Origin of the sequence: Paenibacillus sp. DMB5, from assembly GCF_001517085.1 — a bacterium.
GTDB lineage: Bacteria > Bacillota > Bacilli > Paenibacillales > Paenibacillaceae > Paenibacillus_AQ.
Genome location: NZ_LRAC01000100.1, coordinates 117,545 through 143,102, shown reverse-complemented (window position 1 = coordinate 143,102; position 25,558 = coordinate 117,545). Strand labels below are relative to the sequence as shown.

The window sequence follows — 25,558 nt, the reverse complement described above, 5'->3', positions numbered from 1 at the left end:
GGCAGCTCCTGCCGGGCGAGCGGCTGAGCACGGCCGCTGGTCCAGGCCCGCGAAGCCGCTAATACAGGCGTCGAAGGTGCAGATGGCTGGGAGCGGATTTAGCTGGCAGACAATCTTGCCAGACACCCCGCCAGCGCGGATTTAACGGCTCACTTACAGCTAAGCCTGCCTGGCAGGTGTCTAATAACCGAACCGTATCAGCTGACGCTCAGCTAAATCCTGCCGCGCCAAGCTGGCAGGCAGCCTGATGCCGGGATAGCCGGAGGCCGTCAGCCAGCTAAATGGAAATCTGCCATCTATTTTCTGCCCCAATTACCGGGAAAAACAATTAGGTGGAAAAACGCCACCTAATTCTGCCGTTTTCGCCCTCTAAGTGAATTTCGGCCTGAAATAAGTGGTGTTTTTCACCTAAAGAATAAAAATCATGAAATATGCCGGAATTAGGTGGCGTTAATCCACCTAATTGCCAAGCCGCCGCAGCCACTTTCCCCGTTCTAATGCGTTTAACACAGACGCTTAACCTCACGCAACCGGCCGCATTCCCGCAAACGCACCAATCCAAACCCAAAGAAAGAGGACCCCGGCCAGCCAAAGCCCGGAGTCCTCTTTTTTCTCAAATCCAAGTATGTGTAACACTACCCGTACAGCTTATGTGCTCTAATCCGCCTGACCGTCTTCTTCCTCTACAAACGAGATGACGCCGTTCTCCAGGGATGCGATGCGTACCAGCGATTCCACGCGGTAGCCCGCTTCCTTGAGCAGCCGGCTGCCCGGCTGGAAGGCTTTTTCGATCACGATGCCGATACCGGCTACCGTACCTCCAGCCTGCTCCACGATCCGGGCCAGCCCGAAGGCCGCCTCACCGTTGGCCAAAAAATCATCCACAATCAGCACATGCTCACCCGGCGCAATGAACTTTTTGGAGACGGTGATGTCGTTGCTCTCTCTTTTGGTAAAAGAGTAGACGGTTTCGACATAGATGTCCTCCGTCAGCGTCAGCGATTTCTGCTTGCGGGCAAAAATCAGCGGTACCTCAAGCGTAAGGGCCGTCATAATACCAGGGGCAATGCCCGAGGATTCGATCGTCAGCACCTTGGTAATAGCTTCTCCGGCAAAACGGCGGGTGAACTCGCGGCCCACCTCACGCATCAGAAAAGGGTCCATCTGGTGATTCAGAAAAGAATCCACCTTGAGCACTCCCTGACCGAGAACAATTCCTTCATCCAAGACCTTGCGTCTCAATAACTCCATCCGTGCTCCCTCTTTTCTTCTCTTATTCCTATGGACCCTGCCTTAGCTGACTCTATCCTACAGTCCTGTAGGCTTCTGCGGCAGCAGATTACCGACGATTGACTTCAGATCATGATCCTCCTTGCTGCCCGGCTTGCCGCCGTCATAGCTTGTAATCCGGATCTCGGAATAGGATTCACCGGCATTGACCGGTTTGAAGATCAGCTTGTCGCGGTCAGCCAGCCGGACATTGAACTTCATATCCTTGAACATCTCCACAAGCTCTTTCTCCCCCGGCACCTTGCCCTCCTCCAGGAACAGCAGACCCCGCAGCGACTTGGGACCTTCGGGATGCTGTACATCAAAATGAACAATACATTCCACGCTTATCACCTCCCTAGCATAGTCTCGCCCGGGCCATATACGCTACTCTTCCCGGCTATTTCCGGAATCCTCCGGGTCAGACTCCATGTCTGTATCATGATCCTTCTCATGCATCACATATTTGCTGTAGATCCGGCTGTAGCGGTCACCGTAGCGTCTGGTCAGCTCAGCCCCCATGTCCTCCTCAAGCTCGAAGAGCACCATTTCCTGTGAAAAGTGGTTAAGCAGCAGCTCGACCAGCACTTCATGCTCGGTCACCACCGCCTGGGCCGTGCCGTCCTCATAGCGCATCCCCAGCATGCACCAGCTCCGGTCGATGACAAAAGAAAACTTTCGTCCTCCGCTCCGGCGCGGCTTGCCGCCAAGCGGCGGCCATACCGGGTAAGGGGCCGCAGCCGTATTGCCGCCGTCAAAAGCCCACAGCAGCTTCACGCCGCGCCGCTCCGCCTGTTCCAGCTCGCTTCGCAGCAGGGAGGCTTCCTCCCGCCATACATCGACCACTATTTCCTTCTCGGCCAGATTCAGCTGGCGGGTGAGCGCCCCCAGCATATTACGGTCCCCTTCAATATTGTAGAACGACTGGCTGACAGGACCGCCGCGGGGCATTTCGCTCTCCACAAAAGCCAGCGAGGCCTGCACTCGGCCGGAAATCATCGTAGCCAGCTCCTCCGGGCTCGGCCGGAAATCATCGTAGCCAGCTCCTCCGGGTCCAGCACGCTGTAGCGGGCCGGCTCCCCTTCACCGCAGCGTACATACCCCTGCTGTGTCAGGCGCTGAAGCGCCGCGTACACATTGGATCTGGATACGCCCAGCTGCTTAGCCACTTCGTAGCCCGAAGCTTCCCCCTTGGTAGCCAGCTCAACCATAATCTTGGATTCCATCTCTGTGAACCCCAAATTGCGCAGATGCAGCAGCAACTGTTCCATCTATGTTGTCCTCCTAGTATGCCTACATACTCAATCTGTGAATCTGCGGTTCGGTGTTGCACCTTTAACCTGTTGTACCGCTGTGCCTAGATTTGTTCAGAGCCGCAGCGCGGGCACCACATTGAGCCCTTGGGCAGGTCCGCCCGGCAAATCTGGCATTTGACCATATCCCGCACACCTTCTTCGCTGTAGGCTGCTGCTTCCTCCGACAGGCCCCCGCCCTTCCAGTCGCGTATCCGGCGGTCCAGCTCGAGCTGGCGTTCACGCTCCCGCTCAAGCTCATCAGCTTCCCGGCGCTCACGTTCCACTTCATGGCTATGCCCGGCATAATCCTGCGGCTCAGACTCCTTGGAATCATACAGCACTTCGGTATATACGGTCCGAGGTTCTGACCGGAGCGCCAGCTCTTTTTCTTCTTCAGTCAATTCATCCTCACCGTAAAACTCGTCTTCCTCATCCTCATGTATCTTACGGATTGTTACGGCCGGAGCCTCTTTTTTGACCGGCTCCTCCAGCTTATGCCCGCATTTCGGGCAGAAATTGGCATCCAGTGCGACCACATTGCCGCACACGCAGAGCCGCTCATTTTTGAGCTCGGCAATTCTGTGGCGCAGCTCATCAATCTGCTCCTGATGCTTCAGGCAGACCTTGGACAGCTCCACCATCTTGCCTTCAGCCACCGACATGTCACGCGAACGGTAGCCTTCATAGAACAGCTGGCCCATTTTCATAAATTCGAGTTCCATCTCGCGTTCAATATCGGAAATATGCCCGTTAAGCTTACCGATCTCCACCGAGCTTTGCGCTTTTTCACTCACCCGGCTGGCACTGTCTTTGATACGTTGCAGAAAATTCATCATAGTTCCTCCTTCTCCAGATGAGAATAGGGCTGTTAAATAGCCGTAAAGCTTCATAAGAAGCCTATGTAATACTCTGTAACCTTAAAACGTGCTTCTATCATACCAAATGTCTCGAATAGATTCATTATTTGTCGTTCTGTGTATATTAGCAAGTAGAAACGGCTTCACCGTCTTCAAGGAAGGCGGCAACCGTACTTATCTTTTTAAGAGATCACCTGCAAGCAAACCTTAACCGCAAAAATGAGGGAGGGAATCAACTTGCCGGACGAACAACGGAAAAGTTATTTCGTATCTGTCAGTCATGGACTGATTCAGGACGTACCCGGTGAATCGGGTGAATTCGAGGTGCGGGTTACCCCTGATGAGCTGACGGTGCTTCAGGAGCTTTTGGACAATCTGGCAAGCGGAGACGAATACGCCTTCCGCCGTGCCGCTGTGCCTTACAAATCCGCCGATCATGATGACGCTGCAGACCAGTTTGATGACGGGACCATCCGGCTCTACCGGTATCTTTACCAGGTGGGAAGCGGGGAGACACAGCAGACGATCAGGCAGCTCGGCGTCCTGCCCAAACTCGAAAATACCGGTTATGAGGACAAGGGATACGATGGAGGTTCACCTACGAATAAATAAAACACCGTGCATTCACGATATGTATGCTAATACGCCGCCGCACAAAGAATGTTTCCGCTTTTTAATGTAACCGCTTCCCGAGTCCTTGTTCTGCTGTTACCGGCTTTCAGCCGGGGTCGGCATTTATTTTGCTTCCAGGGCATAAAATCGGTTAAAATAAAACAGTCACAAATAATGAAACCCGGGAGAGTATCAGTGAAAGAAGACGATAGTACGCAAGTTACGCTGAATCAGCTGCAGGTGCATGTTAAGGATATGAAGCAGTGGCAGAACAGCGAGGATTTTGCCGGAAGGCTGGAGGATCTCAAGACATTGCCTGCGCTTTACCGCCATGCCTTGAACGAGCTTGAGAATAAAATTGACGTAGTCAAGACAGAGTGGCAGGTCCGTGACGGCTACAGCCCGATCGAGCATGTCAAATCACGTATAAAAGAGCCAAAGAGCATTCTGCGCAAAATGGAACGCAAGGGGCATCCCTTCACCCTTGAAAATATGGAGCAGCACATTCATGATATCGCCGGGATGCGGATTGTCTGTGCTTTTGTGAAGGATATTTACCGGCTGGTGGATCATCTGTGCGTCCGGGAGGATCTGCGGGTGCTTGAGATCAAGGATTATATCGCCCAGCCGAAGCCGAACGGGTACCAGAGCCTGCATGTTATTGTAGCGATCCCCCTCGTACTGCTCGAAGGGACGCGCTGGGTCAAGGCAGAGATACAGATTCGGACGCTGGCCATGGATTTCTGGGCCAGCATGGAGCATATTCTTTATTATAAATTCGACAAGCAGCTTCCGCCGCATGTAGCCGAGGAGCTGAAGGAGGCCGCGCGTGCGGCTGACGAGCTGGACCAGAAGATGCTCCGCCTGCGCCGCGAAATTCTTGAGCTGTCTGAAGGAAGCCGCGGTACTGACAAGCTGGCGGAAGAATAAGGATAGCGGTAGCCCGGCTGATGCAGCCGGCTAAGCCACAAATACAACAAGGCAGTGCCAAAGCAGAAGAGCTTCCCGGCACTGCCTTGTTTTGTGTGTCCGACGCGATGCTCCCGCACGCCGTTACTGCCTGCCCGGCTCCGATGCGCGGCGTCTTGCCGATTCAGCCGCCTTGCGCATAATCAGGGCAAGGCCTTCGCCTGCCCTGGGCGTATCCGGCAGCAGCTTCAGCCAGTCTTCGTCCGGCTGGGCTACTGCGGCGTGGCCGGGAACGGCCTTGAGGCCAGCTCGTGAAACAGGGGGCCAGGCTGATGCAGCGAGCCCTCGGCCGCCGCTTCCGCCAGCCATTCCCCTGTAGTAACGGCCGGCCCCTTCCGTTCCAGCCTTGACAGCTCCGCGGCCAGCATGCTGGCAGGAGCTGGACTGCCTTCGTCATGCTGAATATATTCCTCCTCTGCCCACAGGGCAAATACTCCCCCCAGCAGCTCCTCCTTACTCATCCCGCGCAGCCTGAACCCCAGCAGCGGCTCTTCCAGCAGCTGCTTTCTGGCCCATCCAGGCAGCGCCGCCCCTGTCTCCTCACCGGAATCTGCCCGTTCCACTTCGGGAGGCAGGAGCTGAAGCTCTGCTATGCTTCCGGTGCTTTTTCCCTGCAGCAGGTCATACAGCTCTCCTGGCTGTCCGGCAAGCTGGCGCAGCACCTTATCTTTCTGTGCCGAGTCCCACTGCGGAACCGCCCAGGAGAGTGCGGACGCTGTATCAGCACTGCTGCTAACGGCACCGCCCTCCTGCACCGTTTCCTGCCCAGGCAATATTTTCAGCACTCCAGGTTCGATTATAAGCCTCTGTTCCGGCAGCTTGCCCATTGTCAGATCCCCCTTTTACTTACCGCTGCTACATCCAGTCCTGATCCTGAAGCTCGATCAGCTCCTGCAGCTCATGATTGGACATCTCTGTCAGCCAGTTCTCTCCTGAGCCGACGACCTGCTCAGACAGATTCTTTTTGCGCTCAATCAGCTCGTCAATCCGCTCCTCCAGTGTGCCCTGGCAGATCAGCTTGTGAACCTGCACATTTTTATGCTGGCCGATCCGGAAGGCCCGGTCGGTCGCCTGGTTCTCAACAGCCGGATTCCACCAGCGGTCATAATGCACGACATGGTTAGCCCGGGTGAGATTCAGCCCGACGCCGCCCGCTTTGAGGGAAAGCACGAAGAACGCCGGCCCCTCTCCCTCCTGAAACGCATGGACCATCTCATCCCGCTCCCGTTTGGGAATACCGCCATGCAGGAACAGCGGGGTTTGGCCGTATCTTTTGGCAAGCCGGCTGACGAGCAGCTCTCCCATTGATACATATTGGGTGAAAATCAGCGCCGACTCGCCCAGCTCGGCAATGCTGTCCAGCACCTCGAACATGACTTCCATTTTGCCTGACTGCTCGCTTCGTCCGCTCCGCCCTTCTTCCTTGCGGAACAGCTGAGGGTGATCGCAGATCTGCTTCAGCTTGGTCAGCGAGGACAGAACGAGACCGCGACGGGCCATGCCAGAGCGCTCTCCGATTACGCCAAGCATCTCATCCACTACCCCCTGATACAGCACCGCCTGCGTCTCTGTTAACGGGCAGTACGATTTCAGCTCCAGCTTCTCCGGCAGATCCTTCGAGATATCGGGATCACTCTTGAGCCTGCGGAGCAGAAACGGTGACACGAGCCGGTGCAGCTCCTGCAGCCGTTCCCCGCCTTCACCGGATACATAACGCTGGCGGAAGGAGTGATAGGAGCCCAGATAACCGGGATTCAAAAAGTGAAAAATCGACCAGAGCTCACCCAGCCGGTTCTCGACGGGCGTGCCTGTCATGGCAATCCGGTACGGGGCAGACAGCTTCATTACGCTCTGTGCCTGCTTGGTCCGGTGATTCTTGATATATTGCGCTTCATCCAGCACGACCGTAGACCAGCGCACTGCAGCCAGATCCTCGCTGTCCCGCCGGCCAGATGATAGGTAGTCAGCACAATTTCATGGCTGGCGGCAAGCTCCGCGAAGCCTTCTCCGCGTATCCGCCTTCCCCCGTGATGAATATGCACACTCAGCGAAGGGGCAAAGCGCTGCAGCTCACGCTGCCAGTTCCCCAAGAGCGAGGTCGGGCAGAGAATCAGCGCCGGCTTATGCCGGAATTCTGCCGGAGCGCTCAGCGCCCGGTCCATCAGACAGGCAATGACCTGGATCGTCTTGCCCAGGCCCATGTCATCGGCCAGGCACACTCCGAAGCCCAGGCCGCTGAGCGCAGCCAGCCATTGATAGCCGCGCTCCTGATAGGGCCGCAGCGTTCCTTGCAGGCCATCCGGCACTGACCGCACGGGCAGGCTCCGCAGAACATCCCCGTGCATGAGCGATGCCAGCAGGCCGGAGGTCTCCATTCCTATGACCGACATGCCCTTCCAGAGCCGTTCCTCGCCGTCCTCAGCCTCCAGACGCATCCAGTCCGCAGCCGACATTTCCCCGCCCTCATGGCGTTTCATATATCTCAGCACCTGGCGGATTTCCTTGGGATCGACCTCGATCCACTCGCCCCGGAAGCGCACAAACGGCACTCCCGCTTCCACCAGGGCATTCAGCTCCTCTTCACTGATCGGATTGTCCCCAAGTGAAGCCTCGATACGGAAGGAGATAAGCTCCTCCATCCCCAGCGAGGGCTGTGCAGGTCCGTCCATCCCGGCCTGAGGAAGCTGCATCTTCATCCGCATTCCGACCCGGCGCCGACCTTCACGGCTCCAGCGCGAAGGCATCTGCACCGTTATGCCCCATTCACGCAGCTGCTGCACACTCTCCTTCAAAAAGAAATAAAGACGCTCCGGCTCAAGCTCCACCCCCGTTGGCGCAGGGATGTTCAGCGCCCGCTGAATATCGGGCGATATTCTAGCGGCGCGGCCCAGCGCATTCAGCAGCTGCTGCTGGATATTCCGGTACCGCTTGCCCCAAAGGGTGAACTCGCGCTCGGGGCTGCTCCAGATGGCTGCAGCCGGAAGCCAGAGCTCCCCTTCCTCACGGCTCTCCGCCCAGAAGGTCAGCTGCCACAGCTCACCCTCGTCCGCCGGCGGTTCCAGACGCAGGCCCAGACCGAGCTGGCCAGTCTGCTCTTCCTCTGCCTGGGCCCGCGGCATTCCGCCAGCCAGGGCCCCGTTCACTTCAGCCAGCAGCTCGGATACCTCTGCTGGTGTCCCCTGGACCGGAATCTCCCGGCTGCCGTGAGCAGGCTGTTCCACCATAGCTCGGTCAGCGGGGAATAGCCCCGGCGGTAATTTGCTTTATATGGACCAAGCTCGCTTTCGGAGCCGGCAATTATTTTTTTGATCTCGGCAGTTATCACTGCCTGCAAGAAGGAATACAGTACATATCCTCCTGCATCTTCACGCGAAGTCAGATCCCCTTCCTCAGCAACATGGGCTCCGAGTGCCAGCACCGGCATGGATGCCGCCAGCTGCAGGAAGAACTCCTTATCCGCCTCCTGGCGGAAGGCCGGGAACCAGCAGGCGGAAGCCGCCTGCTCGCCGCCGCGGCGCCGTGAGCCGATCGGGCGGGGCGGTATTGCGCCCGGCACAATCGCCCCCGTAGCCATCAGCTCCAGGGCAAACCGTGCCGCAGCCGCCCAGTAGCGCATTTCGCCCCCGGCTTCCACCCCCTGGGCACGGCACAGCTCATCGTCCCAGGCAAGCAGCAGGTCGAAGGCTTCCTTCGGCCCCAGCGCCAGTCCCTCAAGCGTCCGTCCCGGCAGACCGCGCCGCGCCGTTTTCCCTTCCGCAGCCGCAGCCACCGGATACTTTACTTCTGCCAGCCGCAGTGCAGCACCCGCGAAAGGACGCCCTCCGCCCCCGAACTCCAGCTTCTTGATCACGCGTGTCCACGCGTCGACCTTGGGTTCCGAGGTTTCACCAGAGAAGCAGAATAAAACGTCCCCCAGCCATATTGCATACAGATGCTTAATCATTGGTGATCTCCTGTCCTTAAGCAAACAGAAAGAGCCAGCCCGTGCCCTCCGGTGGACTGTATCCTTCTCCGCGAGATATAGATTTTGAACCGAAACAATTTCTTCATCCCTTCATCTTATACGAAAAAGCCGTGATTTAAAAACGTTTCTGCATTATTTTCTGCAATTTAATATAGAAATTGAAATGTATTGCGACTACTCGGGCTTCTGCAAAGGGATGATTGGATATTTTTCAATTAAATCCCATGTCCGGATGCAGCAAAAGAGCCGCCTTCAAAAAGGCAGCTCTAATCCATTTCCTTATTTCCCTGCCCTGATCCGCAGCTCTCCGCCGCTCCGCTCATCAGGAACCTGGATAATGATTGCGCCGCTTTTTCCGTTGCGCGCCCAGCCCTTTCTTCCTTCCTTAAGCTCATCCAGACTGATCTCAGGCAGCCCGTCTACATCATCAGCCGGGAAGAAAGGATAGCAGAGCGCGAAGCGCAGCATCTCCCGCGGGGCCTTGTAGGCATCCGTTTTATAGAACCAGTTCAGCAGCAGCCCGTCTCCGGTCCCTTTTGCCTCCACTGCGATCTGTGAAAAGGCCCCTTTGCGGTACGCAAAGCTATGCCCGTCATCCTCATACAGCGTAAACGATGCTGTGAAGTCTTCCTCTGCCTTAGCCCCGTACAAGTGGAAAATCACAGTCTCCGCAGTCTCTTCCTGCGCATATTGCTTCAGCGGACCCTCCGCCGTAAAGCTGCCTGCCTTCACATACATCGGCATGATGTGCAGCGGTGCAGCTGCAAGGATGTGCTTCCCGCCTTCATGCACCTCGCCGTCCCAGTAATCCAGCCAGCAGCCCTCCGGCAGATACACCGAGCGGTGGTCGGTATCCGGGCGGTAGACCGGGGCGATAAGCACGTTGTCACCAAGCAGGAACTGGTCGCACAGATTGGTCACATGGGGATCGCGCGGATACTCCAGGATCAGCGGCCGGATTACCGGCAGTCCGCAATCTTCCGCTTCATGGAACAGGTTATAAATATGCGGCATCCACCGGTAACGCAGGCCGATGAATTCACGCAGAATGCCCTCGACCTCCTCCCCGAACGACCAGGGCTCCTGGCGCAGCGTACCGATGGAGGAGTGATTGCGGCAGTATGGGAAGAACACACCCATCTGCGTCCACCGCACCAGCAGCTGTGCCGAGGTGTGATGGGCAAAGCCGCCGATATCCGGACCGGCGAATGCCAGCCCCGACAGCCCCATATTAAGCACCATCGGCATGGCCATGGCCATATGCTCCCAGAAGCTGCGGTTATCCCCGGTCCACACTGCAGCATACCGCTGGATGCCCGCGTAGCCGGCTCTGGTCAGCACAAAAGGACGCTCCCCCGCCATATGCTCCGCCAGCCCCTCATAGGTCGCTTTTGACATCATCATCCCGTACAGATTGTGGTATTCCTCATGGGTGACCGGACGCCCGTCGTTAAAGTGCATGACATCGAGATCCATCGTTTTCGATTCATTAAATACCGCCGGCTCATTCATATCATTCCAGATGCCCTGGATGCCGAGATCCGTATAATACTTATGCAGATCGCCCCACCACTCCGCAGTACGGCTGTCGCTGAAATCCGGGAAGGCACTGATGCCGGGCCAGACCTCGCCAAAAAAGATATCCCCCTCCAGCCTCCGGCAGAAATGCTTGTTCAGCACGCCTTCCTTGTAGACCTCGTATTTGGGGTCTTTTTTGACACCGGGGTCTACGATCGGCACAATCCGCACACCCAGCTCGTCAAGCTCGGCAATCATCTTCTGCGGCTCAGGAAAGTTAACCGGATCGAAGGTGAATACCCGGTACTCGTCCATATAATGAATATCCAGATAGATAACATCGCAGGGAATATTCTTCTCGCGGAAGGTCCGGGCCAGCTGCAGCACCTCCTGCTGATTCATATAGCTGTAGCGTGACTGGTGATAGCCGATTGCCCACTTTGGCGGAAGAGCGATCCGTCCGGTGAGGGCAGTGTATCTTTTGACAACATCCTTCATCTCAGGCCCGTTGATAAAATAAATATCATAAGCCCCTGTGGAGCAGCCAACGGTGAACGCCACCCCGTGCGAGCGCATATCAAAGTCACTGCGGCCCGTGTTATCCAGGAACAAGCCGTAAGTAAGCTCACCGTGCATATGGATCAGCAGCGGAATGGACTCATACAGGGCCTCAATTTCGGGCAGATGGGGGGCGAACACATCCGTATTCCAGTTCGTATAGCGTTCCCCGCGCTTATCAAGGAAGCTCGACTTCTCCCCCAGCCCGTAAAATGGGAATCCGGCTGCATATCATATTCCGCATGGCTGGCCCCGCGGGGATTCCAGCTGGTCAGGTTCTGCTGCATGATCACTTCGCCCGCATGATTCTCCACCCGGATCAGAAAGGATGTCTTCTCTATGATCAGCCGGATGCTGCTGGTCGTAAAAACCAGCTTCTCCTCATCCTCCTCCACCGGAAACAGATGCGGTATACAGCTTTCCGCGAGTACAGCCGGTGTTGTCGTCAGATCAGGCACCTCACCGTGGAACAGCTTCATCCGGAAGATCTCATCATTTAAGAAGACAAAGGCGATGCCTGCGCACTCACCGCGGACGATATAAATACTCTCCGAGCGCTCCCAGGACTCTACACTCCCCGGGGTATTCCAGGTTTCTGTCATGACCAGCGGCCCCATTTTTTCAGGGCGGATTGCCTCACTGCTCTCCATCTTTGCTTTCCCCCTCCTAACGTGTACCTTCTTGTAATAAATACATATTACCCCGAGTTTACGGCGGGCTATCCGCAAATTTTATGACCTGCAGGTCATTTTTTTACTGAAATTGGTCTGAACTGCAACTAAAGCGGGTATATTCTATGTAGGTCAAGACCTCACATCTAAAATATGAAGTCTAGGGAGTGAATCGATCATGACGCGAACCAATCCGTTGAAGTGGTGGAACGTGCTGTTCTACCTCGGTGTGATCCTTGTTAATACGCTATCTGTAGCCCTGCCGCTGGGCGGCAACAGCACGCGTGAAATTTCAGACAAATACCATACGTACCTTACCCCGGCCGGCTACGCTTTTTCCATCTGGTCCCTCATTTATCTCCTGCTGGCCGGCTTTGTCATCTACCAGTTCCGCTCGGACAGCGGCTCCAGGGATTCTGTACAATCGATCGGCATCTGGTTCATCCTCACCTGTATCTTCAATATGAGCTGGCTGATTCTGTGGCATTATTTATACATCGAGCTTTCACTCGCCGCTATGGTGCTGCTGCTGATCTCACTGATCGTCGTTTACCGCAAAACCAGAAGGATCGACCGACCGACTACGGGCGAACGCTGGCTGATCCGCCTGCCGTTCAGCATCTATCTCGCCTGGATCTCTGTCGCCACACTCGTCAATGTTTCTGTCGTGCTGAAAAAGAATGACTGGGGCGGCTTCGGCCTGGACGGTACGGTGTGGGCGGTCATCATGCTGATTGTCGGCGCACTGCTTGCAATACTGGTCAGCTACCCGTACCGGGACAGCATCTTCCCGCTGGTATTTGTATGGGCCTTTATTGCCATCGCCCTGGAGCAGCGGGAAACAGAGAACGTCTTCCTAACCGGTTCCATTGCCGCCGGCCTGCTCCTGCTGTACAGCCTGTGGCTGGTGCTTACGCCGCGGCGCAGAAGAGTCTAAACTATTACACCGGTTTAGGCTTGCCAGCACAAAAAACCCGCTGTCCCGGCATAGCCGGTTCAGCGGGTTTGTCTTCATGTTTATTTTTTGCGTGCTACTGCTTCAATCTCAACCAGACCATCCTTCGGCAGACGTGCCACCTCAACCGCACTGCGGGCCGGATAAGGCTCGGTAAAGAAGGAGCTGTACACCTCATTAACAGCTGCGAAATCGTTCATGTCCTTCAGATAAACGGTCGTCTTCACAATATGCTCCATGGAAGCGCCGGCTTCCTCAAGAATGGCCTTCACATTATTAAGCGACTGGCGGGCCTGCTCCTGTACACCTTCAGCAAGCTCCCCCGTCTCCGGGTTCAGGCCAAGCTGTCCGGAAGTATATACCCAATTGCCGGCGGCAATAGCCTGGCTGTACGGTCCGATTGCGCCGGGTGCCGCTGTTGTGGCGATCTGCTTTTTACTCATCATTTATTCCTCCTGTCATTATGTACAGATGATTATGTCCCATTGTACGTCCTCGGATCTGTTTATTGCAAACTTTCAGGCCTGTCAGCGTCCGCCAATAACATGAATGACTTCATTCGTGTAGATATGCGTCCCGCCTGTATCCGCCAGGGCGATATTCACCATAGCCTTGGCAACCTTGGCTCCGGGAATGGCCCGGTAACGGGCCAGCTTGCCGGTCATTGCGAAATCCAGCGCTTTCATGACGACTGCTCCGGCACGTTCACCCAGCCTGAACTCCGTACGCTCACCCAGCAGCAGTGAAGGGCGGAAAATATGCAGGCCATGAAAGCCGACAGCTGCCAGACCGTCTTCGGCACGTCCTTTGGTCCGGATATAGAAATTGCCGGATTTCGCGTTCGCCCCCATGGAGGAGACAACCAGAAACTGCTTCACTCCGCCTGCTTTGGCAAGTGCGGCTGCCTCCAGCGGATACTTCAGATCCACGCGCTCGAACTGTTCCTGTGAACCGGCTTTTTTAATTGTCGTACCCAGACAACAGAACACAGCATAGGCTCCTGCGAATTGTTCCTTATATTGCCCGAGCTGCTCCCAGTCCACTATAATCTGCTTCAGCCTGGAGTCCGTAAGCGCAAGCCTGCGGCGGACAAGTACACGCACCTCAGTCCATTCCCCTGCAAGTAATTCACGTGTAACGGCCTCCCCGACCAGGCCTGTAGCTCCAAGTACTACTGCTATCCTTTCCATTCCATCCTCTCCCTTCCCTGTTATTCACAGCCGGGCGCTGCTGCTATTCATCCCGAAGTATCCGGCGGCCCAGCAGCACAGCAAGGACAATCATCAGCACCCCGACAACAATTTGCATTCCATAGATTTGCATCCACTCCGGCCAGTCAGCAATCCATTCGTATATTCTGCCCCCGAGCAGCGGGCCAAAAAAGGCTGCCAGCCCGGTAAGCGCAGCATACATTGCCATGTACATCGGCCGTTCCTTCTTCGGGGTATCCCCGATAATAAAGTTAAAGGCCAGCTGGTTGAAGCCCCCGACGCCCATACCGAAAATAATATGGGCAGCAAACAGGACCGGCAGCATCGGCAGCACGGACAGCATGCCCCACATCAGCGATGACAGTGCAATGATCGGCAGTGTCCAGAGCAGAAGCCGCTTATTGCTGTATTTGGCGTTCAGATTCCCCCAGACATAGAAGCTGGCCATCATGAACACGGTCTGCGATACATTAAGTAGTGAAAGCGTCTCGTAATTAATATTAAGGAGCTGCAGCATGACATAAGAATAGAGCGGAACTGTAAGGTTCTGCAGCAGCAGCCAGGCGGCAAGAAACAGCGTCGATTTCATAAACAGCTTATCGTGAAGCGGTTTCCTGAACATCGGCAAAAATGATTTTTCCTCCGACTTTTCAAACGGCACATCCGGATAAAAGCAGAAAACAATAATATTGGCGATGGCACAGGCCCACACAACAATATAAATGATTAGAAAGCCATGGGCTCCGGGATAACGGTCCAGCATAACCCCGCCCCCATACATCACCAGACTGCCAAGCGCGTTCAGAAAGGTATTACGTATGCCGAAATACCGTCCCCTTACGCGGGCAGGAACCAGGTCGCTTATTACGGAGTTCCACAGCATTCCGCCCGCCGTACTGGAAATAAAAGCAGTTGTATACAAAATAATAAATGCGGTAACCCAATGCTCTTTTGGAAACAGAAACGGCACCAGTCCGGTCGAGCCCCACAGCAGCCTGTGCAGCGCCGTAAATATCACCATAGCCCACTTGCGGCTCGGCAGCTTCTGGATCAGGAAGGCTACACCGATCTGCGCAATATTAACCAGTGTAGTAAGAGCCAGTACAAAACCGATCTGGCTGGAGCTTGCTCCTAAGTACAGCAGAAATCCCGTCAGAAACTGCCCTTGCAGCAGCACCTGGAAAACAGTTGAGGGAATTCCTTCGAATGTAGCAATTCTAAGATTGTTGCGGTGGACTGAAGCTTTGCGGATTCGTTTGGGACGGGTACCGGGCAGCCTGTTTCTCATGATGTTCATGGGGGTGGTAACACTCCTTCGATGCGGCATTGGCTTCATTCTACTCGGCATCACCCCCAAGTCAATACAGCAAAGTCACAAAGAAAGTTGGAGGCTGCTGAAGCTGCCTCATGCCAATTTACAAGGGCAGGTATAGTGAGAAGCGGCTTCCCTGCTGCTCTTCACTGTGCAGGGTGATAAACCCGCCCAAAAGTCTCGCAAGATCATTGCTGATGGACAAGCCGAGTCCGGTTCCCCCATATTTACGCCCGATTGTCGCATCTGCCTGCTGGAAGGCTTCGAAGATGATATCATGCTTCTCTGGGGCAATCCCAATGCCGGTATCCTGCACGTCAAAAACGATCCAGCGCCGCAGCAAGGCCCCGTCCCTCTGCTCTATTGTACGGATATTAAGAGAGATGCTGCCTTCGTCAGTAAACTTAACGGCATTCGCAAGCAGGTTACGCAGAATCTGCTGCACCCGCTGGGGGTCCGAATGAATGATTTCAGGTACCTCTGCACCCTGTGTAACCTTGAACTCCAGCCCTTTCAGCCGGGCCGCTACACTAAACTGCAATGCCAGCAGCTCCGGAATTTCGCTGACGCTTAAGTCCTCCTTGTTGATGTCCAGCTTGCCGGCCTCTACCTTGGACAAGTCCAGAATATCATTAATGAGCAGGAGCAGATCCTCGCCCGAGCGGTGGATAATTCCGGCATACTCTCCCGTCTCCTCCGGGCTTAGGGAATCTTTGTTTTCTTCTATTAATTGTGACAGGTTGATAATGCTGTTCAGCGGCGTACGCAGCTCATGTGACATCGTAGCCAGAAACTCTGATTTGTACTGCGAAGCCAGCATCAGCTGCTTGGCCCGCTCCTCCAGAGCAATCTTGTTCTTGTGCAGCTCCTCAGTCTGTGAGGAAAGCAGCTCATTGGCACGGACAATCTGCCCGTTACGCAGCAGCTCCAGCTGGAAGTCACGGATAATCAGTGCGAACAGCAGACTGAGAACCAGGCCCCCGGCCAGGGTCACCGGCATAATATCTGTAAGATAGATCCGGTCTGGAATAACGCCAAAAATAAGGATATTGACCGTATTAACCAAGTTGACTATGAGGATCACCGTTAGTCTCTTGAACCGGAGCGATGCAGGAGAGCGGCTGACCCACAGGCTGAGGCCGGCGCAGACAAAGCCCAGGATAGACAGATTAATCACACCGGCCATCGCTGCTTCATTTACACCAAAAGTCAAACGGGTGATCCCAGTACCTACGCCTATTAGAATAAGAATGAAGGGTTGCGGATACGCCAGGGTAGAGATGATCAGCGGTACTATCCGCAAATCAAAGATTACATTTTCATCCAGCCTGTAGCCAAAGAAAGAGCTGACCCAGCCGGCAAAAATCGCTACCAGTACCCAGCATATCTTTTTCACCTGTTCTGGTGCATATGTAATAGTATGTTTATATATTAAATTGCCCAGATAAGCCAATGTTATCAGCAGGGCTGTATTGACAAAAAATATTTTGAGATATTCCATTGCCTCACTCCCACAGCTCAAATAAATAACGTCCTGTCCATACTATCATATAGTTCCTTGAATTCATAAAACCACAGTTCCAGCGTTATGTATATATGAATACTGAATTAGTGCACATAACAAGAAGAAGAGCACAAATCATATACGATTTGCGCTCTTCTTCTGAGGCGAAAACAAAGGCAGCATTCTATTCCAACGCTTTCTCGGCACCTGCATCCGGCTTATTTCTTCGATTACGGCTACCTGCACCTTGTCCGGCTCACATTCAGCCTGTGTCCATAGCTCAGCATCAGGAAGCTTATAATACCGGGGATTATAGGTACAGTACATGTCGCCTTGCTGGGTTAGCACCCGGTCAGCATGCACTTCAATAATCCTTCCGGTGACGACGGTCGGTTTGTACATAGGACACCGCCTCTTCATGCGAATGTGACTAGCTTGTTATTTCGTAAAAGGATCCGTTAGCTCCGGACAGACTGCCCCCAGTTACGGTACTCTTCCTCAGCCTGATCCTTTGTGTGGCCGTAGCGTTCCTGCAGCTTGCCGATTAATTTATCTTTTTCCCCGTCAATTACATCAAGATCATCGTCAGTGAGCTGACCCCACTGCTTTTTGGCCTCACCTTTGATCTGCATCCATTTTCCTTTGAATACGTTGCTGTCCATACATGTTCATCTCCTTAGTTTCCCTGTAGTTGTAGGTATATTCAGAGCTTCACGTGCTATCGTTTTATTACCCGCCGGCGCGGCAATGAATCCTGAACAGCAGAACAGCAACGTCGGATTTTGTCACATAATAGTCTTTTAATAGAGGGTGTTCAATTTTTCTAAAATTTGATATAATCCAAACATAGCTAAATTACTTACAGATAAATTAATTTAGGTTTAAGTGATTATTTTCACATGTATGATCGATTTATTATGCTAAAATGCCTTCGGAGCAGAAAGAAGATGTTTAAAATTTTACCTTTTGTTTACTGATAAGTGTCAAAGTACTGCAATAAAACAGGTCTTATGCCGATAATAAGAGTGACATTTGTCATTTATAAAGTGATAAATATCACTTCCAAGTCTATTAAAATGTTTTACATTTTAATATATATATTTTAAACTATTTTGGAGGTCATAACAAATGAAAAAAGCTTCTGTAATTTTGTCAAGCGCCCTGGTTCTGGGCACCCTGCTTGCAGGCTGCGGAAACAACAACAACGCCGCTAACACTGCTGCTACCAACGCTCCTGCTGAGACAACTGCACCTGCTGCAACTGAAGCAGCGACCAACGCACCGGCTGAAGCAGGCCAATACCAAGACGGCACTTACTTCGGTACTGTTGAAGCTGATGCTGAAACCGGCTGGCAGACTTACGCTTTGCTTACAGTAGAAGGCGGTAAAATCACCAAAGCTGACTGGAACGCGTTCAACGTTAAAAATGCCGGCGATCTGAAGAAGAAAGTATCCGAAGACGGTAACTACGGTCTCGTTGCCAAAGGCGGCGCTCAAGCAGAATGGCACGAACAGGCTGCTAAGGCTGAAGCATTCCTGATCGAAAAACAAGATCCTGCTGCAATCACTACTGATGCTGAAGGACACACTGATGCTATCTCCGGCGTATCCGTACATGTTAACGACTTTACTGCTGCTGCACAGGCTGCTCTTGCTGCCGGTCCTGTAGAAGCTGGTCCTTACAAAGACGGCGGCTACAAAGCTGAAGGCGAAATGGATGCTGAATCCGGCTGGAAATCCACTGTTGCCCTGACTGTAGCTAACGGTAATGTTGTAGCTGTTAACTTCAGCGGTGTAAATGCTGCCGGCGACGACAAGAAACAATATTCCATCGATGGTAAATACGGTATGAAAGCCGGCGGCGCTTCCGCTGAATGGCACGAAGAAATCGCACTGGCTGAAAAATACTTCCTTGATAACAAGGGTGCAGCTCCTGCCCTTGATGCTGAAGGCAAAACAGACGCTATTTCCGGCGTATCCATCCACGTAGGCGAATACTTTACACTTGCAGAAAAAGCACTCGAAGGCGCGAAATAATTAATTCGCTCTCCTCTTGCAGCTAATCAGACGAATGAGGTGAATTTCTCTTGAAGAAAATAGTCATTTTGGGCGGCGGCTACGGCGGCGTACTCACGGCTAAGAAACTGGCAAAGAAATTTAAGAACGACAAAGATGTAGAAATTAAACTTATCGACCGGAATCCCTATCACACTCTTTTGACTGAGCTGCATGAGGTTTCAGCGAACCGCGCGCCTGAGGATTCAATTAAGATCGATCTGAAGAAAATCTTTGCAGGTCTTAAAGTTGATGTAGTTCTTGACGAGATCAGCAATATTGATTTCAAGAACAAGAAGCTTAAATCAGATAAAGCTACTTATGCTTATGATTACCTGGTAATCGGCACAGGAAGCAAACCGACCTTCTTCGGTATTCCTGGAGCTGAAGAGAATACCTTCTCCTTCTGGTCCTATGACGACGCGGTAGCGCTGAAACGTCAAATCCGCGATATGTACACCAAAGCTGCTAAGGAAAAAAATCCGGCTGTACGCCGTGCGATGCTGACCTTCGTTATCATCGGCGCGGCTTCACCGGTGTCGAGCTGGTCGGCGAAATGGCCGAACAGCGTGATGAATTGTGCAGAGAGTTCTACATCGATCCTTCCGAAGTACGTCTGATCGTTGCGGATATGGCACCTAAGGTTCTGCCGATTCTGCCGGATAAGCTGATTCAAAAAGCTGAAGCCCGTCTCCGCAAGCTGAACGTGGAAATCGTAACCGGCGCAAAAATCACCGAAGTCGGCAAAGGCAGCGTTGCCCTTGGCGAGAAGAACGTTGTTGAATCCCAAACTATTGTTTGGACTGCAGGCGTTGAAGGTTCGGAAATTGTGGGCAACCTTGATGTTAAACAGGAAGGCCGTAAACGTATCGTTACCAACGAGCACCTGGAGAGCGTTGACCATAAGAATGTCTATGTTGTCGGGGATAACATCTTCTTTATTCCAGAAGGCGAAACCCGCCCTGTACCGCAAATGGTTGAGAACGCTGAACAAGCGGCTCCAGTCATTGCCGGAAACATCACAGCTGACATCAAAGGTACAGCTAAGAAAGCCTACAAACCGGGATTCCACGGTACGATGGTTTCCATCGGAAGCCGCTACGGTGTAGCGAACGTTGGACTTCCAGGCAAGCTGTTCATGCTTACCGGCTTTATGGCTATGTTGTCCAAACATTTTATCAATATGTTCTACCTCTCTCAAGTGGTAGGTTTTAACAAGGTATGGACTTACATGATGCACGAGTTCTTCCATGTTGAGAACCGCAAGAGCTTCCTGGGCGGCCATTTCTCCAAGCGTTCGCCTAACTTCTGGATCGTTCCGCTGCGTGTGCTGCTCGGGGGAATGTGGCTGTATGAAGGTATCGACAAGCTGAAGAAGATCTGGGAAGATCCGGATAAGATTTTCCTGATTCCAGCTGCTCCATTTGCTACTGATGCTGCATCATCTGCCAGTGTAGCTGTTGATGCGGTTAAAGATACAGTAGATGCCCAATCGGCAGCTTCTGCAGTATCGACTGCCAAAGAAGCCGTATCTGCACTTCCTGTTCCAGGCTTTGTTTATGACACTACCAACTGGTTCATGGATTTAATGTTCTACAACAATGACGGATCCTACACTTTCCTGGCTAAATGGTTCCAAATCGGTATGGTTTGCGCCGAAATCGTCTTTGGTGTTATGCTGATCGTCGGCCTGTTCACAGCGCTTTCCTCGATTGCAACCATCGCAATGGCAGCTATGATCTGGTCTTCCAAGATGGCAGCAACAGAAATGCTCTGGTATGTCGCAGCAGCGATTGCCTGCATCGGCGGCTCCGGCAGCACTTTCGGCCTGGACTACTACGTTCTGCCTTGGCTCAAGAAGCAGTGGAAGAGACTTCCGCTCGTACGGCGCTGGTATCTCTTTACGGACTGATCTAAATCAATACTTTCTTCATCATTTATAAGCCATAATTCATATAACCATATTATTATGTGTTTTATGTGTGCTACAGTTGAATAATATATTCTAAGGAGTAATGTGTCCCTGGGACACATTACTCTCCTTGTTTAACAAGGTATTAAAGATTGGTTTTGTAGGGATAATCAGGGCGGTGGATGCTTCCGTCAAAACCGACATGAAGGAGAGAAGCTTAATGAACAGACAACTCATTGAAGATACCATCCGGCAATTGCAGGCTGAAATGTCCCCGGTCGCCGGTATTCAATTGGACCTCTCTCCGGCGGAATGTGAGCGGATGCTCGCGGTACTGGAACGCCATGATCTGGAATATGACCGTAAACTCCATTTGCTTGGTATTTATAGCATTCTCACCCTGGCTGCTGAGCGCCATATGGAATGCGTCCCACATCACCCCGACCTTACCCGCAACATTTTGGACGGAGATTATTTATACAGCTTCTATTTGCAGTTCGCAGTGAAATGCCGTGAGCTGGACCTGGTTGCTTATCTGGCTCCCTCCGTTAAGAAAATGCAGATCAGACGTTCAAATGGAGACTTCGCAGAGTATAATCCGGCGGCTGGAATTGATGAATTCCTTCTCCAGGAGAGCGGGCAGCGAAGCCGCACAAGCAAAGCCATTTGACAGGTGGGAATCCAATAAATGAAGCTGCATGAAGCCTTACACATAGACCTGAATGAAATTAACCGTGAAATCGAAAATCTAGTGGCCCGTGATAAGGATGTCCCCAAAAAATCACAGCTTGCCCAGAGCATCCTGGAGCTGATCGGCTCCGGAGGCAAACGCCTGCGCCCGCTTATGGTCATTGTAGGCGGCCGGTTTGGCCGCAAACCAGCGGGACGCAGAACGCTTCAGCTCTCTGCCGCTGCTGAATTTATTCACGCCGCCTCTTTAATTCATGATGATATTATCGACGATGCCGAGCTGCGGCGCGGCGGAGCCGCCCTGCATGTGAAGACCGGCGTACTCTCCGCTGTCCATATCGGCAATTACATGTCAGCCAGAGTCATCGAGCTGTTAAGCAAATATAGCGGAGACAAAAACCGCTACGTCCATGACCTGTCATCCGTAGCTACCGCCCAGCTCTGCCTTGGTGAATACCAGCAGATGGAGCATGCCTTCGACTATGATCTGACACTCGAGCAATACCTTGAGAAGTCCCTTAACAAGACGGCGATGCTGATGGCCACCTGCCTCCGGGTCGGGGCACTCTCAACAGAGAGTGCCGAAGAGGTGGCAGAGCTCCTGTACCGCTTCGGCGAGGCGCTGGGCATGTCGTTTCAGATCCAGGATGATCTGCTCGACTTCACCCAGTCTGCCGAGAAGCTGGGCAAGCCTGCCGGCAGTGATCTGCGGCACGGCCAGGTAACGCTTCCTGTCCTGTTCGCCCTCCAGGACCCTGCGCTCGCTCCCGCGATCCGCAGGATTGGTCCCGGTTCCTCCGAAGAAGAGGTTATTTATGTACTGAATCTCATCACCGGCAGCGATGCCCTTGCCCGCACTGCAGAGGTGAGCCAGAGCTATCTGGACCAGGCCGCTACGATTATTCAGCAGCTATCCGGGTATCCCGCTCATGCCGATCTGCAGACGCTGCTGCAGTATTTTGCCGGCCGTGATTACTGAGATATTAAGGTATGTATAAACACATTAAGCCACACCTTAAACGTGTAAAATTTTAACTATTTAAAGAGCCTTCGGGCTCTTTTTTTTTGCGTTCCAGCACTATGGGAATGCGGGAAGACTACGACTAACTAAGTGGAAATATGCCATTTAGTTCTTTAAAAACCTCCCGAAATAGGATAATAGATGGAAAAAGTACACTTAATATGATCCCTTTTGCGTCAAAAAGGAATTCCCGGCTAAATTAAGTGTTGATTTTCCACCTATTCACTACAATTATTAAAAAACAGGGGATTTAGTTGGCGAAAATCCACTTAGATGCTCAGGACATGCGGCTTGTTCCCCTTCAATCTTTATTTTCGCTTTTGCTTTTGCTTTTGCTAAACCAGCGAACGCAGCAAAGCGCCCGTGAGCGTTGTTTAGCAGTTATGTTTATTTTTTCGGGGTTGGGGGATTGGGGGTTAGGGTTGCCTTAGGCTTTTAGATGTTGTTACACAGCAAAAAGGCCGCGTAGCCAGCCTTTACGCGCCCTTGCTGCCCGCCCCCTACTGGGCGGGCCTGTTGTCTTTTTGTTGTTAGCCAAGCGAGGCAAAGAGCGAGCGGAGAGGAATTTTGGAACTGGAGGAGCGGAGCGTCCGCCTGAAAGCTTTCCAAAGGAAAGCTCGCATCGGAAGCATAAGCTATGTTTGGATTTCTACCGCGGACAGCGGGTTAAATGAGGAAATCCAAACATAACAGCGGCCGGAAGTCCAAACATTCCTCGCAGCAGAGCCTCCCCTGCTGAGCGCCCCTCTAGCTAACATAAAAATAATCAATCAGCGTGCACAGTACTATCACCATACTGATCACCTGGTTCAAATTATAAGAAGCCACCTTCATCAGCTTCCGGTTCGACGGCTTGATGATCTGATGCTCCGTCATCAGAAGCAGGGTTGCGATGCCGATGCCGACCAGATACATCCAGCCCAGATCGCGCCACACATACAGGAAGAGCAGCAGCAGCACCATGATGAAATGCAGGCCCTTCGAGATGAGCAGCGCATTCTTCAGCCCAAAGAAGCTCGGAATCGACCAGAGGCCGTGCCGCCGGTCAAATTCGATATCCTGAGTGCCGTAGATGATGTCAAAGCCGGCAATCCATAGCATAACGACCGTGCCGATTACAAACGGTGTGAAGGCAATGTCCCCGGTTACAGCGAACCATGCACCGATCGGCGCCGAGGCAATGACAAAGCCCAGATACAGATGGCTAAGGAACGTGAACCGTTTAGTATAAGAGTAACTGGAGATCAGGACAATCGCCACAGGTGACAGAATCAGGCAGAGCAGATTCAGCATGCCGGAGGCAACGATAAACACGGCGTAGTTGATAATAATAAACAGGATAACTTCCTTCTCCGCCAGCAACTGCTGCGGCAGATGCCGGTGCGCGGTCCGCGGGTTCTGCTTGTCAAAGGTGCGGTCAACCAGCCGGTTGAAGGCGTTGGCGCCATTGCGCGCCCCGATCAGGGCGATCAGACCCCACACCATCATATGCCCGGAAGGCCATCCACCGGCGGCCCAGACCATCGAGATGACGGCAAACGGCAGAGAGAAAAGCGTATGCGAGAACATAACCAGCTCGCTGAACATCTTCAGCTTAAGGGCTGTCGTCTTAAAAGCATTCATAATAACCATTGAATTCGTCCTTTACCTTTGATTCCTGTGCCTGCTGCCCGCTTAAGCCTGCACAGCGGCAGACAAACGGTGCGAGGCCTGCAGCAGCACTTCACCGAGTGCTTTGAGCAAACCATCTACATTTTCTACAGTAACAACCAGCGGAGGCTGGAAGGCAAGGACATTGCGGCCTACGCCGTTTTTGCCGATCAGATAACCGCGGTCCTTCATGTCTTCCAGCACATTATCAGTCAGTTCTGCAGCACTCACTGCAGCATTGCCGGCCAGCTCTGCTCCCAGCATGAAGCCGATGCCCCGCACGTCCGTGATCAGCGCCGGATAGCTCTCCTGCAGCTGCTCCAGTCCGGCTTTCAGGCGGCCGCCCAGCTCTGCCGCACGTGCCGGCAGCTGCTCACCCTCAATATAATCAAGCACAGCCAGCGCCGTAGCAGCCGAGACCGGATTACCTCCGAAGGTGGAGGCCGACGGACGGTTCAGGGAGGCAGCAATTTCATCTGTAGTGGCGAAGGCTGCCACCGGCACGCCGTTCCCGAGCGCTTTTGCCATACTGATAATATCCGGAACCACTCCAAAATGCTCAATTGCGAACATTGCGCCGGTACGGCCGTAGCCGGTCTGGATCTCATCGTCGATCAGCAGCACGCCGTATTGCTCCAGCAGCGCTTTGACCTCGCGGAAATACGTTGGAGCAGGCATAATCATGCCCCCGTTGCCCTGAATCGGCTCAACGATCATGGCGGCGATAGTATCGCCCTTTTCTTCCAGTACCCGCTTCAAGCTCTTAATGGACAGGGCCGCTGCCTCTTCAAGAGTCAGATCAGGATGATACGGCCGCTCAATGAAGGTGACATCCTCGTCCAGATAGTTATCCGTCCGCCACATCTGCAGGCCGGTCACGCTCATCGTCAGATTGGTGCGCCCGTGCAAACCGCTCTCGAGGGCGATAAACCCTTTGCGGCCGGTGTGCATTCTGGCCAGCAGCAGCGCGCCTTCATTCGCTTCAGAGCCGGTGTTCACGAAAAAGCTGCGCCGCAGGCCATCCGGAAGCACCGCCGCAAGCCGCTCTGCCAAATCTACATTCGGCTGGGTCAGATACACCGTCGATGTATGCTGAAGCTGCTGAAGCTGGGCAATGGTCCGGTCTGTAATCGCCGGATTGCAGTGGCCGCAGGCCACCACGGAAACCCCTGCAAAGAAATCCGTATACTCCTTACCGTTCTCATCATAGACATACTGCATGCTTCCGCGTACAATTTGCGGGGCATCACGGTAAAAGTGTGCGGTACAGGGATAGAAATACTGCCTGCGTTTGGCGGCTACAGCCTCTCTGCCGATAAATGATGTCTGTTCCATGAAGAAGCCTCGCTTTCACTTGATGAATTCTGCGCAGAACCGGAACCCGTCCTGAACAGGACGGCGAAACCGGTTGTACTTGCTTTACCAACTATTATATCTTCTGCAGCTGGATTATGGATAAAAGATTGCTAATCTTCCAAATCGCTCTCTTTGTGAAAAATACCACTTACAAGTCTATACTCTCGCAAAATAAACAG

Annotated in this window: 21 protein-coding genes and 3 pseudogenes; 7 read left to right on the top strand and 17 right to left on the bottom strand. The window is 53.2% G+C overall.

Annotated features, from left to right (window positions below; genetic code table 11):
* Nucleotides 1-657: 657 nt before the first annotated feature.
* From AWJ19_RS11365 to AWJ19_RS11345, 5 genes are all read right to left on the bottom strand, one after another.
* Nucleotides 658-1,251 (bottom strand): xanthine phosphoribosyltransferase, encoded by a 594-nt coding sequence (locus AWJ19_RS11365; protein WP_068723777.1) that lies wholly within the window; start codon nucleotides 1,249-1,251, stop codon nucleotides 658-660.
* Between the two features lie 57 nt (nucleotides 1,252-1,308).
* On the bottom strand, nucleotides 1,309-1,614 hold the full coding sequence (locus tag AWJ19_RS11360; RefSeq protein ID WP_068723775.1) for a hypothetical protein: 306 nt from the start codon (nucleotides 1,612-1,614) through the stop codon (nucleotides 1,309-1,311).
* A 42-nt stretch (nucleotides 1,615-1,656) separates the two neighbouring features.
* Complete coding sequence (locus AWJ19_RS11355) at nucleotides 1,657-2,268, bottom strand: hypothetical protein (RefSeq protein ID WP_068723774.1); 612 nt, start codon at nucleotides 2,266-2,268, stop codon at nucleotides 1,657-1,659.
* Nucleotides 2,265-2,540 (bottom strand): helix-turn-helix domain-containing protein, encoded by a 276-nt coding sequence (locus tag AWJ19_RS36485; protein WP_068723772.1) that lies wholly within the window; start codon nucleotides 2,538-2,540, stop codon nucleotides 2,265-2,267. The genes AWJ19_RS11355 and AWJ19_RS36485 overlap by 4 nt, the downstream gene beginning before the upstream one ends.
* Before the next feature lie 86 nt (nucleotides 2,541-2,626).
* Nucleotides 2,627-3,397 carry a zinc ribbon domain-containing protein gene (locus tag AWJ19_RS11345; RefSeq protein WP_068723771.1) on the bottom strand — a complete coding sequence of 257 codons (771 nt, stop codon included), beginning with the start codon at nucleotides 3,395-3,397 and terminating at the stop codon, nucleotides 2,627-2,629.
* A 261-nt stretch (nucleotides 3,398-3,658) separates the two neighbouring features.
* Here AWJ19_RS11345 and AWJ19_RS11340 point away from each other — a divergent pair, with 261 nt between their 5' ends.
* Entirely contained in the window at nucleotides 3,659-4,033 is a 375-nt protein-coding gene (locus AWJ19_RS11340) for a hypothetical protein (RefSeq protein ID WP_082707832.1), read from the top strand.
* Between the two features lie 255 nt (nucleotides 4,034-4,288).
* Nucleotides 4,289-4,963 (top strand): GTP pyrophosphokinase family protein, encoded by a 675-nt coding sequence (locus tag AWJ19_RS11335; RefSeq protein ID WP_068723798.1) that lies wholly within the window; start codon nucleotides 4,289-4,291, stop codon nucleotides 4,961-4,963.
* Nucleotides 4,964-5,214: 251 nt separating this feature from the next.
* Here the strand turns inward: AWJ19_RS11335 and AWJ19_RS11330 are convergent, their stop codons facing one another.
* The 4 genes and pseudogenes from AWJ19_RS11330 to AWJ19_RS11320 form a co-directional block, all read right to left on the bottom strand.
* Nucleotides 5,215-5,829, bottom strand: coding sequence for a hypothetical protein (locus AWJ19_RS11330; RefSeq protein ID WP_068723767.1), 615 nt, complete (start codon nucleotides 5,827-5,829; stop codon nucleotides 5,215-5,217).
* A 28-nt stretch (nucleotides 5,830-5,857) separates the two neighbouring features.
* Nucleotides 5,858-8,945, bottom strand: a pseudogene (locus AWJ19_RS11325) (SNF2-related protein).
* A 300-nt stretch (nucleotides 8,946-9,245) separates the two neighbouring features.
* A complete protein-coding gene (locus AWJ19_RS37580) occupies nucleotides 9,246-9,704 on the bottom strand; it encodes a DUF5110 domain-containing protein (RefSeq protein WP_347231105.1) in 459 nt (152 codons plus the stop codon).
* 39 nt (nucleotides 9,705-9,743) lie between these two features.
* Nucleotides 9,744-11,521 (bottom strand): annotated as a pseudogene (locus AWJ19_RS11320) (TIM-barrel domain-containing protein); the annotation flags it as partial.
* Nucleotides 11,522-11,891: 370 nt separating this feature from the next.
* Between AWJ19_RS11320 and AWJ19_RS11315 the strand changes: the two are divergent.
* The gene (locus tag AWJ19_RS11315) at nucleotides 11,892-12,650 is read left to right on the top strand and encodes a tryptophan-rich sensory protein (protein ID WP_068723766.1); all 759 of its coding nucleotides are present in this window, start codon (nucleotides 11,892-11,894) and stop codon (nucleotides 12,648-12,650) included.
* An 80-nt stretch (nucleotides 12,651-12,730) separates the two neighbouring features.
* Here the strand turns inward: AWJ19_RS11315 and AWJ19_RS11310 are convergent, their stop codons facing one another.
* From AWJ19_RS11310 to AWJ19_RS11285, 6 genes are all read right to left on the bottom strand, one after another.
* Nucleotides 12,731-13,111 carry a RidA family protein gene (locus AWJ19_RS11310; protein WP_039869407.1) on the bottom strand — a complete coding sequence of 127 codons (381 nt, stop codon included), beginning with the start codon at nucleotides 13,109-13,111 and terminating at the stop codon, nucleotides 12,731-12,733.
* An 84-nt stretch (nucleotides 13,112-13,195) separates the two neighbouring features.
* Nucleotides 13,196-13,858 carry an oxidoreductase gene (locus AWJ19_RS11305; RefSeq protein ID WP_068723764.1) on the bottom strand — a complete coding sequence of 221 codons (663 nt, stop codon included), beginning with the start codon at nucleotides 13,856-13,858 and terminating at the stop codon, nucleotides 13,196-13,198.
* A gap of 43 nt (nucleotides 13,859-13,901) precedes the next feature.
* Nucleotides 13,902-15,176: an MFS transporter gene (locus tag AWJ19_RS11300; RefSeq protein ID WP_082707831.1), complete on the bottom strand. Its 1,275-nt coding sequence runs from the start codon at nucleotides 15,174-15,176 to the stop codon at nucleotides 13,902-13,904.
* A 118-nt stretch (nucleotides 15,177-15,294) separates the two neighbouring features.
* Nucleotides 15,295-16,692 (bottom strand): ATP-binding protein, encoded by a 1,398-nt coding sequence (locus AWJ19_RS11295; protein ID WP_068723762.1) that lies wholly within the window; start codon nucleotides 16,690-16,692, stop codon nucleotides 15,295-15,297.
* A gap of 138 nt (nucleotides 16,693-16,830) precedes the next feature.
* Nucleotides 16,831-17,097 carry a hypothetical protein gene (locus AWJ19_RS11290; RefSeq protein WP_068723761.1) on the bottom strand — a complete coding sequence of 89 codons (267 nt, stop codon included), beginning with the start codon at nucleotides 17,095-17,097 and terminating at the stop codon, nucleotides 16,831-16,833.
* 56 nt (nucleotides 17,098-17,153) lie between these two features.
* Nucleotides 17,154-17,357, bottom strand: a complete 204-nt coding sequence (locus tag AWJ19_RS11285) for a CsbD family protein (protein WP_068723759.1) — start codon at nucleotides 17,355-17,357, stop codon at nucleotides 17,154-17,156.
* Nucleotides 17,358-17,823: 466 nt separating this feature from the next.
* Between AWJ19_RS11285 and AWJ19_RS11280 the strand changes: the two genes are divergently transcribed.
* From AWJ19_RS11280 to AWJ19_RS11265, 4 genes and pseudogenes are all read left to right on the top strand, one after another.
* On the top strand, nucleotides 17,824-18,732 hold the full coding sequence (locus AWJ19_RS11280; protein WP_068723757.1) for an FMN-binding protein: 909 nt from the start codon (nucleotides 17,824-17,826) through the stop codon (nucleotides 18,730-18,732).
* Nucleotides 18,733-18,782: 50 nt separating this feature from the next.
* Nucleotides 18,783-20,662 (top strand): annotated as a pseudogene (locus AWJ19_RS11275) (FAD-dependent oxidoreductase).
* 220 nt (nucleotides 20,663-20,882) lie between these two features.
* On the top strand, nucleotides 20,883-21,332 hold the full coding sequence (locus tag AWJ19_RS11270; protein ID WP_068723755.1) for a hypothetical protein: 450 nt from the start codon (nucleotides 20,883-20,885) through the stop codon (nucleotides 21,330-21,332).
* Nucleotides 21,333-21,350: 18 nt separating this feature from the next.
* Nucleotides 21,351-22,331: a polyprenyl synthetase family protein gene (locus tag AWJ19_RS11265; RefSeq protein WP_068723753.1), complete on the top strand. Its 981-nt coding sequence runs from the start codon at nucleotides 21,351-21,353 to the stop codon at nucleotides 22,329-22,331.
* A 789-nt stretch (nucleotides 22,332-23,120) separates the two neighbouring features.
* Here AWJ19_RS11265 and AWJ19_RS11260 read toward each other — a convergent pair.
* A complete protein-coding gene (locus AWJ19_RS11260) occupies nucleotides 23,121-24,005 on the bottom strand; it encodes a UbiA-like polyprenyltransferase (protein WP_128083572.1) in 885 nt (294 codons plus the stop codon).
* 42 nt (nucleotides 24,006-24,047) lie between these two features.
* On the bottom strand, nucleotides 24,048-25,358 hold the full coding sequence (locus tag AWJ19_RS11255; protein ID WP_068723752.1) for an aspartate aminotransferase family protein: 1,311 nt from the start codon (nucleotides 25,356-25,358) through the stop codon (nucleotides 24,048-24,050).
* Between the last annotated feature and the right edge of the window lie 200 nt (nucleotides 25,359-25,558).

Bases quoted from the DNA above. Each gene is read 5' to 3' on its own strand.
- AWJ19_RS11290 (WP_068723761.1), bottom strand. From the start codon at position 17,097: ATGTACAAACCGACCGTCGTCACCGGAAGGATTATTGAAGTGCATGCT.
- AWJ19_RS11300 (WP_082707831.1), bottom strand. From the start codon at position 15,176: ATGAACATCATGAGAAACAGGCTGCCCGGTACCCGTCCCAAACGAATC.
- AWJ19_RS37580 (WP_347231105.1), bottom strand. From the start codon at position 9,704: ATGTATGTGAAGGCAGGCAGCTTTACGGCGGAGGGTCCGCTGAAGCAA.
- AWJ19_RS11270 (WP_068723755.1), top strand. From the start codon at position 20,883: ATGAACAGACAACTCATTGAAGATACCATCCGGCAATTGCAGGCTGAA.
- AWJ19_RS11285 (WP_068723759.1), bottom strand. From the start codon at position 17,357: ATGGACAGCAACGTATTCAAAGGAAAATGGATGCAGATCAAAGGTGAG.
- AWJ19_RS11315 (WP_068723766.1), top strand. From the start codon at position 11,892: ATGACGCGAACCAATCCGTTGAAGTGGTGGAACGTGCTGTTCTACCTC.
- AWJ19_RS11260 (WP_128083572.1), bottom strand. From the start codon at position 24,005: ATGGTTATTATGAATGCTTTTAAGACGACAGCCCTTAAGCTGAAGATG.
- AWJ19_RS11330 (WP_068723767.1), bottom strand. From the start codon at position 5,829: ATGGGCAAGCTGCCGGAACAGAGGCTTATAATCGAACCTGGAGTGCTG.
- AWJ19_RS11310 (WP_039869407.1), bottom strand. From the start codon at position 13,111: ATGAGTAAAAAGCAGATCGCCACAACAGCGGCACCCGGCGCAATCGGA.
- AWJ19_RS11265 (WP_068723753.1), top strand. From the start codon at position 21,351: ATGAAGCTGCATGAAGCCTTACACATAGACCTGAATGAAATTAACCGT.
- AWJ19_RS11280 (WP_068723757.1), top strand. From the start codon at position 17,824: ATGAAAAAAGCTTCTGTAATTTTGTCAAGCGCCCTGGTTCTGGGCACC.
- AWJ19_RS11305 (WP_068723764.1), bottom strand. From the start codon at position 13,858: ATGGAAAGGATAGCAGTAGTACTTGGAGCTACAGGCCTGGTCGGGGAG.
- AWJ19_RS11345 (WP_068723771.1), bottom strand. From the start codon at position 3,397: ATGAATTTTCTGCAACGTATCAAAGACAGTGCCAGCCGGGTGAGTGAA.
- AWJ19_RS36485 (WP_068723772.1), bottom strand. From the start codon at position 2,540: ATGGAACAGTTGCTGCTGCATCTGCGCAATTTGGGGTTCACAGAGATG.
- AWJ19_RS11255 (WP_068723752.1), bottom strand. From the start codon at position 25,358: ATGGAACAGACATCATTTATCGGCAGAGAGGCTGTAGCCGCCAAACGC.
- AWJ19_RS11365 (WP_068723777.1), bottom strand. From the start codon at position 1,251: ATGGAGTTATTGAGACGCAAGGTCTTGGATGAAGGAATTGTTCTCGGT.
- AWJ19_RS11295 (WP_068723762.1), bottom strand. From the start codon at position 16,692: ATGGAATATCTCAAAATATTTTTTGTCAATACAGCCCTGCTGATAACA.
- AWJ19_RS11355 (WP_068723774.1), bottom strand. From the start codon at position 2,268: ATGATTTCCGGCCGAGTGCAGGCCTCGCTGGCTTTTGTGGAGAGCGAA.
- AWJ19_RS11335 (WP_068723798.1), top strand. From the start codon at position 4,289: ATGAAGCAGTGGCAGAACAGCGAGGATTTTGCCGGAAGGCTGGAGGAT.